Origin of the sequence: Proteiniphilum sp. (genome assembly GCF_040307845.1) — a bacterium.
GTDB lineage: Bacteria > Bacteroidota > Bacteroidia > Bacteroidales > Dysgonomonadaceae > Proteiniphilum.
On record NZ_JAWRIS010000041.1, the window covers coordinates 45,108 to 58,908 of the forward strand.

15 protein-coding genes are annotated in these 13,801 nt (G+C 41.7%); 10 read left to right on the forward strand and 5 right to left on the reverse strand.

The features are described from left to right. Positions 1-123: 123 nt before the first annotated feature. Positions 124-762, forward strand: a complete 639-nt coding sequence (locus tag ABV001_RS10665) for a rhomboid family intramembrane serine protease (RefSeq protein ID WP_352422785.1) — start codon at positions 124-126, stop codon at positions 760-762. On the opposite strand, the gene ABV001_RS10670 is transcribed toward ABV001_RS10665, so the two are convergent. The 4 genes from ABV001_RS10670 to ABV001_RS10685 form a co-directional block, all read right to left on the reverse strand. Continuing rightward, the gene (locus tag ABV001_RS10670) at positions 759-1,769 is read right to left on the reverse strand and encodes a GRP family sugar transporter (protein WP_352422786.1); all 1,011 of its coding nucleotides are present in this window, start codon (positions 1,767-1,769) and stop codon (positions 759-761) included. The two genes, ABV001_RS10665 and ABV001_RS10670, sit on opposite strands and share 4 nt — an antisense overlap. Before the next feature lie 13 nt (positions 1,770-1,782). Then, positions 1,783-2,709: a ribokinase gene (rbsK, locus tag ABV001_RS10675; protein ID WP_352422787.1), complete on the reverse strand. Its 927-nt coding sequence runs from the start codon at positions 2,707-2,709 to the stop codon at positions 1,783-1,785. Positions 2,710-2,844: 135 nt separating this feature from the next. After that, positions 2,845-3,921 carry a nucleoside hydrolase gene (locus ABV001_RS10680; RefSeq protein ID WP_352422788.1) on the reverse strand — a complete coding sequence of 359 codons (1,077 nt, stop codon included), beginning with the start codon at positions 3,919-3,921 and terminating at the stop codon, positions 2,845-2,847. Between the two features lie 10 nt (positions 3,922-3,931). Then, positions 3,932-4,105: a hypothetical protein gene (locus ABV001_RS10685; RefSeq protein WP_352422789.1), complete on the reverse strand. Its 174-nt coding sequence runs from the start codon at positions 4,103-4,105 to the stop codon at positions 3,932-3,934. A gap of 412 nt (positions 4,106-4,517) precedes the next feature. Here ABV001_RS10685 and ABV001_RS10690 point away from each other — a divergent pair, with 412 nt between their 5' ends. The 8 genes from ABV001_RS10690 (at position 4,518) to ABV001_RS10725 (ending at position 11,687) form a co-directional block, all read left to right on the forward strand. Further along, on the forward strand, positions 4,518-5,540 hold the full coding sequence (locus tag ABV001_RS10690) for a LacI family DNA-binding transcriptional regulator (protein ID WP_352422790.1): 1,023 nt from the start codon (positions 4,518-4,520) through the stop codon (positions 5,538-5,540). 101 nt (positions 5,541-5,641) lie between these two features. Continuing rightward, positions 5,642-6,541, forward strand: coding sequence for a diaminopimelate dehydrogenase (locus ABV001_RS10695; protein WP_352422791.1), 900 nt, complete (start codon positions 5,642-5,644; stop codon positions 6,539-6,541). A gap of 17 nt (positions 6,542-6,558) precedes the next feature. Then, positions 6,559-7,050, forward strand: a complete 492-nt coding sequence (locus tag ABV001_RS10700; RefSeq protein WP_352422792.1) for a 3'-5' exonuclease — start codon at positions 6,559-6,561, stop codon at positions 7,048-7,050. A gap of 196 nt (positions 7,051-7,246) precedes the next feature. Further along, positions 7,247-8,137 (forward strand): prolipoprotein diacylglyceryl transferase, encoded by an 891-nt coding sequence (gene lgt, locus ABV001_RS10705; RefSeq protein ID WP_352422856.1) that lies wholly within the window; start codon positions 7,247-7,249, stop codon positions 8,135-8,137. Between the two features lie 104 nt (positions 8,138-8,241). Continuing rightward, entirely contained in the window at positions 8,242-9,474 is a 1,233-nt protein-coding gene (locus ABV001_RS10710; protein ID WP_352422793.1) for an FprA family A-type flavoprotein, read from the forward strand. A 17-nt stretch (positions 9,475-9,491) separates the two neighbouring features. Next, complete coding sequence (gene nagB, locus ABV001_RS10715) at positions 9,492-10,301, forward strand: glucosamine-6-phosphate deaminase (RefSeq protein ID WP_352422794.1); 810 nt, start codon at positions 9,492-9,494, stop codon at positions 10,299-10,301. A 202-nt stretch (positions 10,302-10,503) separates the two neighbouring features. Beyond that, positions 10,504-11,019 (forward strand): TlpA family protein disulfide reductase, encoded by a 516-nt coding sequence (locus ABV001_RS10720; protein WP_323424383.1) that lies wholly within the window; start codon positions 10,504-10,506, stop codon positions 11,017-11,019. Positions 11,020-11,084: 65 nt separating this feature from the next. Next, positions 11,085-11,687 carry a thioredoxin family protein gene (locus tag ABV001_RS10725; protein WP_352422795.1) on the forward strand — a complete coding sequence of 201 codons (603 nt, stop codon included), beginning with the start codon at positions 11,085-11,087 and terminating at the stop codon, positions 11,685-11,687. Positions 11,688-11,692: 5 nt separating this feature from the next. On the opposite strand, the gene ABV001_RS10730 is transcribed toward ABV001_RS10725, so the two are convergent. Then, positions 11,693-12,028: a GNAT family N-acetyltransferase gene (locus tag ABV001_RS10730; RefSeq protein ID WP_352422796.1), complete on the reverse strand. Its 336-nt coding sequence runs from the start codon at positions 12,026-12,028 to the stop codon at positions 11,693-11,695. 712 nt (positions 12,029-12,740) lie between these two features. Between ABV001_RS10730 and ABV001_RS10735 the strand changes: the two genes are divergently transcribed. Beyond that, on the forward strand, positions 12,741-13,676 hold the full coding sequence (locus ABV001_RS10735; protein ID WP_352422797.1) for a hypothetical protein: 936 nt from the start codon (positions 12,741-12,743) through the stop codon (positions 13,674-13,676). Positions 13,677-13,801 lie beyond the last annotated feature (125 nt).

Genomic DNA, 13,801 nt, shown 5'->3' on the forward strand with positions numbered 1-13,801 from the left:
GCGAAAGATAATCAAATGAAATCAAATCCACAAGCAAAGAATGAATAATTTTTGGGTACGGGACTTATCAAAATAGTTCGTATATTTGTAAACAGCAGATGAAAAGAGGCTATATTTCAGGAAATGAATACAGATAACTCATCATGGTATACGATAGAGAAGAAACGGGCGCGGCTTGCTTTCCTGCCTGCCATTGTGTTTGTCGTGTTGATCTGGTTGGCATTTATTATTGACTATGCAGGCGTGTTTGGAGGAAGATTGCCACGTTTGGGCATATTGCCGGGAACTGTGGACGGGCTGGCAGGGATCATCTTTTCACCATTTATACATAGCTCCTTTTCCCACTTGTTGTCGAATACACTTCCGTTGCTGATATTGATCTGGTTTCTGTTCTATTTTTACAGTAAGATTGCCTTTGGTGCTTTCGCCTGCCTCTGGTTGTCGAGCGGATTTTTTACATGGATCATCGGCCGTGAAACTTACCATGTGGGAGCGAGCGGACTTGTCTTTGCACTTCTTTTCTTCCTCTTTTTTAGTGGTATCTTCAGAAAGTACATCCCTTTGGTCGCGGTATCCCTGATCGTTGCATTTATTTATGGAAGTACTATCTGGAGTATTTTCCCGATTACCGAGATGGTGGATGCTTCCATTTCATGGGAAGGACATCTGTCGGGCGCCATTAGTGGGCTCATTTTTGCGCTGGTTTTTCGTAAACAGGGGCCGCAAAAACCGGAGGTGGTGTGGGAAGAGGAGGAAGATTAACTTCCTCCGGAGACGACGATCATGGCCAGTCCTGCGATAAAAAGGATAAACATAAGCGTCAGCAGCAGATTTACCATTTTTGATGATCCTTTGAACTCCTTCCATATAAATACTCCCCATAGCGCGGCAATCATGGGTGCTCCTTGTCCCAAAGCATAAGAAATGGCCGGACCGGCTTTTCCCGCGGCAATATAACTTAAAACTGTACCTACTCCCCAGATAATACCGCCCAAAATTCCTACTGAATGTGTGCTCAGGTTACCTTTAAAATACTGGGAATAATTCACTGGTTCTCCTACGAAGGGCTTTTTCATAACAACGGTGTTGAAGATGAAGTTGCTTCCCAATATCCCCAGCGAAAAGATAAAGAATGCACCATAAGGGGTCAGCATTCCCGCTGTGGGATTCTCCAGATTATTCAAATCCATTGCAGCTGCGACAAACCGGTAAAAGAAAGACATCAGTATACCGGCACAGATGGCAATGATAATTCCTTTCTTCTTGTTCTTGCTTGCTTCCGTGTTTGAGTTTGTTTTTCCCGAAGCCAGCCCGTTCAGTATAATGGCGACAACAATCAGTGCCACACCCAGGAACAGGATAACGGGATCACCCTTGGGCGCTCCGAAATAGTTGATAAATACGCCTAATACTAATGCCAATCCTACTCCTACCGGGAAAGCAACCGACATTCCTGCCAGTGAGATGGAGGCCGACAACAATATATTGGCTGCATTGAAAATAATACCTCCTACAAAGGCACTCCAGAAATTATGGGTATTCACCTGTAAGATGTCGTCGATAAAACTGCGTCCCTGGTCGCCGATGCTTCCCAACGTGAATCCGAAGATAAGGGAAAGCAACACGATGCCAATCACGTAGTCCCAATAGAACAATTCATACCGCCACGTTTTTGCGGCCAATTTTTGTGTATTACCCCATGATCCCCAGCAAAGCATGGTAATAAGGCAAAGTAATACTGCGAACGGATAGTTTTGTACGATAAACATATAATTCTATAAATTAATGAGCTATTGTGATGTTTTTCAAAAAAATACGCACTTCTGTTTCTGTAGGAATGGATGGTTGTGCCCCCATACGTGTCACACAGATGGCCGCAGCTGCCGAAGCAAATTTCAAAGCCTCATTCCAACCATGCCCTTTGCTTAACTCTGCGGCCAACGCGCCACAGAATGTGTCGCCTGCTCCGGTTGTATCCACTGTATCAACCATAAAAGCCGGTATCTGTAAATATATTTGATCATTTTTCAATATACAGCCTCGTTTACCCAGTGTTAAAACAACTGTTTTCACTCCCAAAGCCAATAATTTGTCAACGACTCCGTCTTCTCCGATATGCTCGATTATTTCTCCTGAAATTGTCTCGGCTTCGGTTTCGTTCACAACCAGAATATCGATCTTTTGAATGATGTCCGTATCTAACTTCTTCGCAGGAGCAACGTTCAACAGTACCCGCTTATTATTTTCATAAGCGATATTACAGACTGTTTTTACTGTGTTGTATGGAATTTCCATTTGCAGCACAATCAAATCTGCTTCAAGTATCTCCTTTTCGATCTCGTGGATATATCCCGACGAAAGTTCATCATTGGCTCCCGGGATGATAACGATGCTGTTTTCACCCTTCTTATCCACCCAAATCATCGCTACTCCTGAAGGAATACCTTCGGCAATGTAGGATAAAGAAGTATCCAATCCCTCTTTCTTAAAATATTCCAGCGAATTTATTCCATTGGAATCTTTCCCCAAGCTGGTGATAAATTTGACATCTCCACCTAACCGGTGAGCGGCCAATGCCTGGTTAGCCCCCTTGCCCCCCATCGCCTGTAAATAGGAAACTCCCTTGATTGTTTCCCCTGCTTTGGGAAACTCTTGTACTTTCGCGATTAAATCCGTATTGGAACTGCCAATTACTACTATCTTACTCATATATTTTCTTTTACTGGTGATTTTTTCAAATAGGGAATATTCTATCAGCGATATTCCTATTTATAAGTTGTATCGGGTTATATCCTATTTATAGGCTCCCGTTTATTGTTCTGAAAATAAATTGTATCGGGATATTTATTTGAAATTTATCGGATGCCGGCTGATTATTTGAAGAAAATGTTGTTTGATATTCTCAGCCTGAACAGAATCTACCATTAAATAATACCGATTTCCGTTTTCATCTGCGGTAAAGCTTGTGGCACCCTTATCGGTTATATCAATCTTACCTGCAGGTGAAATATTGAAATAAGAAGAACCCTCTACCGAATATAATACAGAAGTCAAATCCCATGTAGGACGGTCATAAGGCATTTCGAGATAACATTTATAAGCTTCTACCATAGGATGTACAGATGCCCATCCGAAGTCATTTTCGATGCTGGTAGCCGGATAATTGATCGCAATTCCCACTTCAAACGGTGAAGTTACCAAAGGTGTCGGCCATTCAGTGAAAACTTTTCTTGCAGCCGGGATGTCCTTCACTATATTATACTCATATAGATCCGGATTATTAAAACATCCTGCCATGGTACATAATAATTTCACTTTGCTGGCAACCAATTCCTTTCCGGTAAGAGGAGAGAAGTCATCAGCAGGTGTATCCAGCAATCTGGCAAGATTGGTGGAGAAGCCGACCGAGACAACTGTGACGGAATGATCGGGCTGTTGAGCCAATATTTTGCGATACAAAATATGTGCCTCAGGTAGTTTGGAATAGTCTTTTAAAGAACGTTGGAACATCGGATTCTCGTTCTCATTTTCCATCAGGGATACACATTTGGCATAATTGGTGGCGTCATTTTCACAGTCCGCACCATTAAGAATAATTCCTATAGGAACATCAGGATAACCATACCAAGTATTCATAATATCGGTATATTCTCCAGGATAGGGACCCTCTTTGTTGATCATGATGGCCAATAAATCTATATCCCCGGCGTCCATATATTTATAGAGCATATCCAGGGCTAACGCGTCATCTACATCATTCCCAATATCTGTTTCAAAGATCATCTTTTGCCTATCTGAAACAACTTCCGCACGCTGGCGGTCTTTCGATGTACAGGCACCGAAAGCAATCAGGAACACAAAGCCTGTTATATACAGTTTATTTCCGGAGATGGAACTGCCAATCGCTGATATCTTACTCATATAGTATGGATTAAAAATGAATCTGTTTTTCCGGATCCTTTTCCGAATACATGATCGCGTCCCTGACATGTATAAAATAGTTTTCAGGTATATGTTTCACCTTTACTTGTATGGTATGCTTTCCCTCCGGAAGATCATAATTCCAGGTAACCTCATGTTTGCGGATAAGAGATGAAGTCGGCATTTTTATGGTTTCCGTGAATTTATCATCAATAAGGAGTCGGGAGCATCAAGACCATGCTTTTCAAAAACATCCACAAAAGTCAAATCCATATATACATCGTCATATAAAATGATAGACAAGTAAATTTATATTATTTATATCTCATACACCGATATTCTTTATATTCTTCGAGAGTCACAAACTGTTACTTTTCCATTGGTGAAATAAGACTCATTGACTTCATATTTTTATAATGGTACAAGTCAATAGTTGAAGTTAATCCGCACTTTATTTTATTAAACAATTGCAAATGTATACACAATATTTAATTGGACAAACGTTTTCTCAATTTTATTTAGTTAAATAATATTATTTGATGTTTTATTATCAACTTATTCCGTTATTTCTGTTAGCTTTGTTAAAAAATAAGGTTATGCAGCAAAGATCAAATATCATCGATATTGCCGAAAAATCGGGGTTTTCTATTACCACCGTCTCCCGTGTATTGAATGGCCAGGCTGATAAATATAGAATTAGTAAAGCCACACAGGAGAAGATAAAGGCTACAGCGGAAGAGTTGAACTATGTGCCCAATGAATTTGCAAGGAATTTGCGGACGGGTAAAAGTAAAACGATTGCGCTAATTGTTCCTTCTTTGAAAAATCCTTTTTTTGCTGAAATAGCCAGTGTGGTGAATACGGAAGTGAGAAAGTACAATTATATCACTCTTATCGGCGATAGTGACGACAATATAGAGAATGAAAAAACAGAAGTCTCGCATTTGTCATCGAGAAGCCTGGATGGAATGATCATAGCCCCATGCGGGAACGAGTGGGGGCATTTAGAAAAAATGCAGGAGAAGGGTTTGCCTTTGATCTGTATCGACAGGTATTTTGAAGGTCCGGATATCTCTTTTGTTTCCTCCGACAATTATGAAGGAGGTTATTCAGCTTCAAAATACCTGATTGAGCATGGGCATAGATCCATCGCCTGTATTCAGGGTGTCAGACATTCTACTCCCAATATACAACGGGTAAAGGGATTCGTGGATGCTATGGTCAGTTCGGGAATCACCTCATATACAGTCACCGGTGATGCTTTTAGTGAGCAAAACGGATATTTGGAGACAAAATTATTGCTCCGTCAAAAAGTGAGACCTACCGCTATATTTGCCTTCAGCAATACGATCGCGATGGGATGCATAAAAGCACTTAAAGAGGAGAAGGTGGAAGTGCCGGAAGAGATCTCTTTAATTACTTTTGACGATAATCCCTACCTTGATTATATAGAACCACCGCTTACCTGTATATCCCAACCGGTAGAAGATATTTGTAAGATAGCTGTAAAAATACTGTTTTCGAATATTCTGGAGCATGATACATCTCCTAAGCATGTATTGCTAAAAACCCAATTGAAAGTGAAAGCATCGGTAAGAAATTTAGGCCGTCCATTATAATGGAGAGGCTTTCTCGGCCGATTTGTGTAAAAAATGCCGGAAATATGCTTTGTATATACTTTGTTTTGTCTATTTTTGGGTAAATTTAATGATATTGCGTGATGTCAAGGAAAATCAGAGCAGCCGTAGTTGGCTATGGAAATATAGGGAAATATGTGGTGGAAGCGTTGCAGGCAGCTTCCGATTTTGAGATTGCCGGAATTGTACGGCGGGACGCTACGAACGTTCCTGCCGAATTGAAAGAATATAAGATCGTAAACACTATATCCGGACTTGAAAAAGTGGATGTGGCAGTACTCTGTACTCCAACCAGGAGTGTGGAGAAATTTGCCTTGGAATGTCTGGAGATGGGGATCAATACTGTGGATAGTTTCGATATCCATGGCCTGATCGTGCAACTTCGCTCGTCGCTCGATGCGGCAGCCAAAAAGCATAATGCTGTTTCCATTATTTCGGCCGGATGGGATCCGGGAAGCGACTCAGTGATCCGTACCCTGATGGAAGCCATGGCGCCACGGGGTATTACCTATACCAATTTCGGACCGGGCATGAGTATGGGGCATACGGTAGCCGTAAAGGCTATCGATGGTGTAAAAGCGGCACTCTCGATGACTATTCCCACAGGCACAGGCGTACATCGCAGAATGGTCTATATCGAGTTGGAGGATGGACATGACTTTCAAACAGTCTCCCAGGCCATTAAGGGCGATGATTATTTCGTCCACGACGAAACCCATGTTTTCCAGGTAGAGGATGTGGAAGCGCTCAAGGATATGGGCCATGGTGTGTTGATGGAACGGAAAGGTGTTTCGGGAAATACCCAGAACCAGTTGTTTAAGTTCGAAATGCGTATCAATAATCCCGCCCTCACCGCACAAGTGTTGGTGGCGGCAGCACGCGCATCCTTGAAGCAACAGCCGGGAGCCTATACCATGATCGAGATTCCCGTCGCGGATTTGCTGCCGGGAGAAAAAGAGGCCTGGATCAGGAAACTGGTGTAGGTTCATACTACTCTCATATGGAATCATTTGTTGCCATAGATTTTGAAACAGCCAACCAGTACCGTAGCAGTGTGTGTAGCGTGGGGATGGTGGTAGTTGAGCACGGAATAATTACAGACAGTTTTTATCACCTTATCAAACCCAATCCTAATTTCTATTGTCGTTGGGCGACAGATATTCACGGTATCACTTATTGGGATACGATAGGCGAACAATCCTTTCCCGAAGTGTGGGAAAGGATTGTCGAAAGAATCTTTAATTTACCGTTTGTAGCCCATAACAGCCCATTCGACGAAGGTTGTCTGAAAGCGGTACATGCATTATACGATATGCCTTATCCCGGTTATCAGTTTTATTGTACCTGCCGTGCGGCAAGAAGAGTGTTTCCTGATTTGGTAAATCATCAATTGCACACGGTCTCCTCTCATCTCGGGTTTGAGTTGAAAGATCATCACAATGCTTTGGCCGATGCCGAGGCGTGTGCGCACATTGCGATCAATATTTTATAGTAGTTTTTTCACATTCTGCGTTTCGCATCTTGCGAAATTATTGGAAACGAATTAATTTTCCGGGAAAAAATATCCGGTTAGTATTGGCATATCAATACCTTGAATAATTAACCAGTTCCTTATTGTCTTGGCTCTAAAAATCTTGATTCTTGGTTCTTTTTCACTATCTTTGTCGAAAATATCAATTCTGATGGACATATTACTCTCTGTAACCTGGAATGTAGATCCTGAAATATTTACCATTTTTGGCCGCGAGATCCGCTGGTATGGCCTGTTGTGGGTCATAGGGCTGATTGTTGCCGTGTATGTGGTGCAGCGTATCTTTAAACGTGAGGATCTTCCCGAAAAGTGGTTCGACTCCCTCTTCTTCTATATGATTGTCGGTATTATTGTGGGAGCCCGCCTTGGGCACTGCCTCTTTTATGAACCGGCTTATTACCTGGCCAATCCCGTAGAAATCCTGAAGGTTTGGGAAGGTGGTTTAGCAAGCCATGGAGGTGTGATCGGGATTATCATTGCCGTATGGCTCTATTCACGAAAAGTGACCAAACTCAGTCCATTGTGGACATTTGACCGGGTAATGGTGCCGACGGGATTTACTGCCGCGATGATCCGTTTCGGCAACCTGATGAATCATGAGATCTATGGCGGGCCGACCGATCAACCCTGGGGATTCCGCTTTGTTACCAACCTCCATCAATGGATGCAGGGGGCGGAACCTATCTATTCAGAACCGTCACATCCCACACAGATATACGAAGGTGTGTTCTATCTGCTTGTTTTTGCTGTTACCGTGTTCATGTATTGGAAGACCGATGCCAAAGACCGGCAAGGATTGATTCTTGGAGTAGGTATATTGCTTATTTTCCTGTTCCGCTTTTTTGTGGAATTTCTCAAAAATGTGCAGGTTCAATCCGAAATTGCCATGCGTGAGGATACCGGCCTGATATTAGGCCAATGGCTGAGCATCCCATTTATTATCTGGGGAATATGGCTTATCTGGAACGCTTTGAGACATCCTGCCCGGGTAGCGGTTACACCCAAACAGTCGCAAATGGCACAGCCCAGACCGAAGAAGAAAAAATAATCCCGATGAATCGGGACGAGTCGTGAATAATAAAGCACGGTATTTGTAATTAGTAATTGGTAATTAGTAATTGGTAATTTGTAATTGGTAATTAAGCAACATATATGTACAAACCGATTGAAATAAAGGAAGATATTTTTTATGTGGGTGTGAACGACCGCACCAAAGAGTCTTTTGAGAGCCTTTGGCCCCTGCCGAAGGGAGTTTCTTACAATTCCTATATTATAAGGGGTGAAAAGACGGTGCTTATCGATACCGTCGATATTTGTTACTCCGATCTTTTTATGCGTAAGATTCGATCGGTATTGGGAGATAAATCCATTGACTACCTGGTGGTGAATCACATGGAACCCGACCATTCCGGTTCCATCGAGTTCCTGGTCTCCAAATATCCGGATATCCAGATTGTGGGGAACAAGCGGACCCTTGAGATGCTGAAAGGCTTTTACGGGATTGCCAATAATGTGATTGAAGTGAAGGATCTGGATGAGATGAGCCTGGGAAAACATACGCTTCAGTTCTATATGACTCCTATGGTGCACTGGCCGGAAACAATGATGACCTACGTGAAGGAAACAAAAACCCTGTTTACCGGCGATGCATTCGGTACTTTCGGTACACTCGACGGGGGCGTGTTGGATACCCAACTTTGTCCTGAAAGATACCATGACGAGATGATCCGCTACTATTCCAATATCGTGGGTAAATTTGGGTCTCCTGTGCAAACAGCCTTGAAGAAACTTTCCAATGTGGGGATAGATGTTATCTGTTCCACCCACGGACCTGTATGGACCATCCCGGAAAATATAGACAATGTGGTTGGACTCTACGACAGGTTAAGCCGCTATGAGGCGGAAAAAGGATTGGTCATTGCTTATGGAAGCATGTATGGCCATACCGAGGAGTTGGCTGACATCATCGCAACCGAAGCTGCCGAAAACGGTGTAAAGAGCATCGTGATGCACAATGTATCGAAAAGCCATGACTCGGATATCCTTCGTGATGCTTTTAAATACAAAGGATTGATCATTGGATCACCTACTTATAACAACAAATTATACCCGGCCGTGGATGGTTTGGTTTCCGCCCTCCAAAACCGTAATCTGAAAAATCGGTTCTTCGGATATTTCGGTAGTTTTACCTGGGCTGATGCCACTGCCAGACAATTCGAAGCTTTTGCAGGAGAGATGGAGTTCGAATTAGTGGCCGAGCCTGTAATCATGAAGCAGGCGATGCTGGCCGACGTGGTCGAAAAAGCCCGTAACCTGGGTCGTATCATGGCGCAAAAGCTGACTTCAGATACGCAAGTAGTGCCAAACAATGCAACTGACTGTTAATAAATAAAGAAAGAAATATGAGACTTATTATTCAGCCCAGTGCCGACCAGATGGCACAATGGGCAGCCAATTACATTGCAACAAAGATCAATAATGCAAATCCGTCAGCTGAAAAACCTTTCAAACTGGGATTGCCAACCGGTTCATCACCCTTGAATACCTATAAGGCGTTGATAAAATTGTACGAAACGGGCCGGGTATCATTCGAAAACGTGATCACGTTCAATATGGATGAATATCTCGGTTTGCCGGCAGATCATCCGCAGAGTTACCACACTTTTATGTGGGATAATTTCTTTCAGCATATCGATATTAAGAAAGAGAATGTGCATATCCTCGACGGGATGGCAGGAGATCCTGAAGCCGAATGTGCTGCATATGAACTGGCTATTAAGGAAGCAGGTGGTATCGACCTTTTCCTTGGGGGAATTGGCCCCGACGGACATATTGCATTCAACGAACCGGGTTCATCGCTCAGTTCACGTACAAGAGTAAAAACATTGACCACCGATACGGTAATTGCCAACTCCAGGTTCTTTGATAATGATGTGAACAAAGTACCTAAAACGGCGCTTACAGTAGGGGTCGGTACCGTACTCGACGCTAAGGAGGTCCTTATCCTTGTCAACGGATATCATAAAGCCCGTGCGCTTTATCACGCAGTGGAAGGGGCTGTTAACCATATGTGGACGATCAGCGCCCTGCAATTGCATCAAAAGGGAATCATTGTTTGTGATTATGATGCCTGTGCCGAATTGAAAGTAGGCACTTACAAGTATTTCCTCGATATCGAGCATGATAACCTGAATCCCGATTCACTGTTATAGTGTATCGGTTGATTTGTGACTATTCCTAAATAACCGTTGCAGGTTTATAAGACAAAAAGTGTGGGGCCAGCCCGCACTTTTTTTGTTGATGCCTTAACGTTTTTACTTGATATTTAACAAGTTCCATTAAATTTCTGTTGAACAAGACCCGTTTATTGTTTGTTTATTTATCGAGAAATCATATTATTAATCGCACGAAACAATGAGCAAAATAAAAGATATATTTCGCCTGCTTCCGGGTTTGCTGTTTTTGCTGATTCCGTCCCTTCTTCTTTCAGAAAACAGAAAAAGCGAAACGGAAATAAAAGTGGTCGATTTTAAGCAACTTCAACCTTTGTTAGAGCAGAAGGACGATACGATATATGTGGTGAATTTCTGGGCTACATGGTGTGCACCCTGTATCAAAGAAATACCCTATTTTGAACAGTTCGGCGAAAAATACCGCAGCAGGAATGTAAAAGTTCTTATGGTCAGCCTCGATATGCGCAGCCAATTAGAAACAAAACTAATTCCATTTATTGAAAAGGAAAAGATGAAGAATGAGGTAATTCTTTTGGATGATCCCAAGTTCAATGACTGGATACCTTTGGTGGACAAAAGCTGGACCGGTGCTATACCTGCCACGCTTATTTATGGGAGCGGATTCAGGGAATTTTATCCGAAAGAATTCACTTTAGACGAACTGGAAAAGATTGTACAACCCCTATTGGCAGATTGACAATAGAGGAACGTAGGCAATTCAAACAATCTATCTTTAATAAACATTTTAAAATTACAGTAACAATGAAACGAATCTTAATTTTATCCGTTTTGGTGTTGGGTGCTTTATCATTGAGTGCACAACCTATCGCCGTCGGTTCGGTTGCTCCCGATTTCTCACTGAAGAATATCGACGGTACAACAGTGTCATTGTCCGATTACGCGAGTGAAAAAGGAGTGATGGTAATCTTCTCCTGTAACCCTTGCCCTTATGTGCAAGCATATGAAGATCGGATGATCGCTTTACATAACGAGTTTGCTCCGCAGGGAGTACCTGTGGTATTGATCAACTCGAATGACCCGGTGCAACAACCTGCCGACTCTTTTGATGAGATGAAAAAGAGAGCTGCTGACAAGGGTTATCCTTTCCCTTATCTGGTGGATGAAGGACAGACAGTATATCCTGCCTATGGTGCTACCCGTACTCCGGAGATCTTCCTGTTAAAAAATGAGGGTGAGGGACGGTTTGTGGTAGTTTATACCGGAACCGTGGATGATAATTACCAGGATGCAGCGGCAGTGACAGTTCCTTATGCTGCCAATGCGATACGTGCATTATTGTCAGGTAATACCCCCGATCCTGCGACAACCGTTGCTATCGGATGTGGAATAAAAGCGAAAAAATAGTATTTTTAAGTTTTCGGCCTAATCCCACAGGCTTCTCCCGTGGGTTCATCTCCTGAACGAACCCATATATCACTATAATCATCAGGGCGTCTGCGAAATTTGGCAAGAACATACGAACATGAGGGAATTACCTGATAACCCTTTTCGCGTGCGTAATTGACCAGCTCATTGAACAACATTCCGGCAATACCCTGTCCTTCCAATTCGGGGCGTACGCCTGTATGATAAGCATTCAGTAAATTATCTTTCACCTCGAAGTCAAGTTCGGCAACCTGTCGCCCTTCCTGTTCTATATAGAAACTACCCCGGTTCCTGTCGTTTATTTTGAATTGTACATCCATCTTGTTATATTTTTAATATGTGATCTATCTATTCATAAAACATATTCCTCTTCCGGTTTGTTGACATTGGAAATTATTTAACTGTCAAACAAGAGGTGATTGCAGTAACGAAGTGGATTGAAAATAAGCTTTTTGTAATTTATTTGAAAAAATATTACGAAAAAAGATATTATTTTTTTGGTAGAATGAACAAAAATATACTACTTTTGTTTTTTAAAGTAGAAATTAATAAAGATAGCTACAGTGAATATTTTTTTACAAGATACAACAACACTCTGTGATACTTCAGTAAGAAGGGGATGTTGCATGTGTATGTGTATGGACATGTGTTGTCCTTCAATCTCAGTTGTGTCGGAGTAGCGTAAAGAAAGCATATAAGATAGTAATAATACTTTAGTATAGAACTCTCCTGATACAATAAAAATCAGGAGAGTTTTTTTATATCAGGTTAGTATCAACTAAAAAAATTAAAATAGTATAAACAAAATGAGTAAATACTTTATCCAATATAACAATAATACTTGTGCTGCATGTTGTATGACAATGTGTTGTGGCATGTCTATGTCCATGTGTATGCGTAAGAAATATATCGTATTGGATAGGGGAAAGTGAGAAATCTCATAGTAAGAAAGAGAAAGTATAAAAACTCCACCGATACGGATTCGGTGGAGTTTTTTTTTGATCGAATATTAATTATTTAAAATAGACAGCAATGAAAAAGGTTAGATTTATTAGGTTATCATTAGTAGCGGCGGTGTTGTTTTCAACAAACGTTATAGCACAGCAGAATCCCAAAGAGGTGGTATATATAAAGAGTGCGCGGTTTGCCACGCCACTTATTGAAAAATGGGCTTCTGAGTATCAAAGAGTGAATCCCCAGATAGAAATTAAGTTTACAGAAGGGCAATCATCCGGAAAAGATGTCGATTTAAGTTTTGTTACTTCTATCAATGAAGAGGAACCGGAAAATGATACGCATATTATATCCTATACCGGACGATATGCTTTGCTTCCGGTTACCAATGTGGGCAATCCTCTCTTAGGCGAACTCAACCAGAAAAGGTTGAACGGTAAGAGGTTGGAAAATCTGTTTTTTGAAAATGATGTTTTCGATGAGAAATCCGATTCTCCGAACAAACAAAAGTATGATATAACTATCTATTCCGGTACGAATAATAATTCCTTTGCAAGTGCCTTTGCAACTCATTTCGGATATGCTGCCGCAGATATCAAAGGACGAAAAATATCCGGTGATGATATTTTTCTTATCAATGCCATACAGAAAGATAATTCGGGTGTCACCTTCAATAATCTCGGCTATATCTTCGATATCGAGACACGGGGATTGAAAAATGGTCTGGCCCTGATCCCTTTAGATCTGAAAAAAGAACAGCGTGAAATATTGCAGGAGGCCGATATCGACAAGACCATAGCCTTGCTCGAAAAAGAAAGGATATCTCTTATTCCTGTCGGGAATATCGGATTTACTTATCAGGAAAATAATGTCCGGGCAAAAAGATTTTTGAAATGGATCCTCTCGGAAGGACAGAAATACAATCAGGAATACGGTTTTCTTAAGATAGAAGAGACTATTTTATCGGCTCAGTTAAAAGAGATTGAGGATTTACTTCTTACATCCACTCGCTGATTCATTTGAAGATAAAATAAATACTATCATTCGTCGTAACAAAAAAAGATAAGCGCTCCCATTGGCCAATTGCAGTCGGACGCGGAAGCGCTTATATTCACTCTAAAAAATTAGAATATGACAAA

Excerpts from the sequence above, each read along its gene's own strand:
- ABV001_RS10665 (WP_352422785.1), top strand. The coding sequence starts at position 124 with ATGAATACAGATAACTCATCATGGTATACGATAGAGAAGAAACGGGCG.
- ABV001_RS10670 (WP_352422786.1), bottom strand. The coding sequence starts at position 1,769 with ATGTTTATCGTACAAAACTATCCGTTCGCAGTATTACTTTGCCTTATT.
- rbsK (WP_352422787.1), bottom strand. The coding sequence starts at position 2,709 with ATGAGTAAGATAGTAGTAATTGGCAGTTCCAATACGGATTTAATCGCG.
- ABV001_RS10680 (WP_352422788.1), bottom strand. The coding sequence starts at position 3,921 with ATGAGTAAGATATCAGCGATTGGCAGTTCCATCTCCGGAAATAAACTG.
- ABV001_RS10685 (WP_352422789.1), bottom strand. The coding sequence starts at position 4,105 with ATGCCGACTTCATCTCTTATCCGCAAACATGAGGTTACCTGGAATTAT.
- ABV001_RS10690 (WP_352422790.1), top strand. The coding sequence starts at position 4,518 with ATGCAGCAAAGATCAAATATCATCGATATTGCCGAAAAATCGGGGTTT.
- ABV001_RS10695 (WP_352422791.1), top strand. The coding sequence starts at position 5,642 with ATGTCAAGGAAAATCAGAGCAGCCGTAGTTGGCTATGGAAATATAGGG.
- ABV001_RS10700 (WP_352422792.1), top strand. The coding sequence starts at position 6,559 with ATGGAATCATTTGTTGCCATAGATTTTGAAACAGCCAACCAGTACCGT.
- ABV001_RS10710 (WP_352422793.1), top strand. The coding sequence starts at position 8,242 with ATGTACAAACCGATTGAAATAAAGGAAGATATTTTTTATGTGGGTGTG.
- nagB (WP_352422794.1), top strand. The coding sequence starts at position 9,492 with ATGAGACTTATTATTCAGCCCAGTGCCGACCAGATGGCACAATGGGCA.
- ABV001_RS10720 (WP_323424383.1), top strand. The coding sequence starts at position 10,504 with ATGAGCAAAATAAAAGATATATTTCGCCTGCTTCCGGGTTTGCTGTTT.
- ABV001_RS10725 (WP_352422795.1), top strand. The coding sequence starts at position 11,085 with ATGAAACGAATCTTAATTTTATCCGTTTTGGTGTTGGGTGCTTTATCA.
- ABV001_RS10730 (WP_352422796.1), bottom strand. The coding sequence starts at position 12,028 with ATGGATGTACAATTCAAAATAAACGACAGGAACCGGGGTAGTTTCTAT.
- ABV001_RS10735 (WP_352422797.1), top strand. The coding sequence starts at position 12,741 with ATGAAAAAGGTTAGATTTATTAGGTTATCATTAGTAGCGGCGGTGTTG.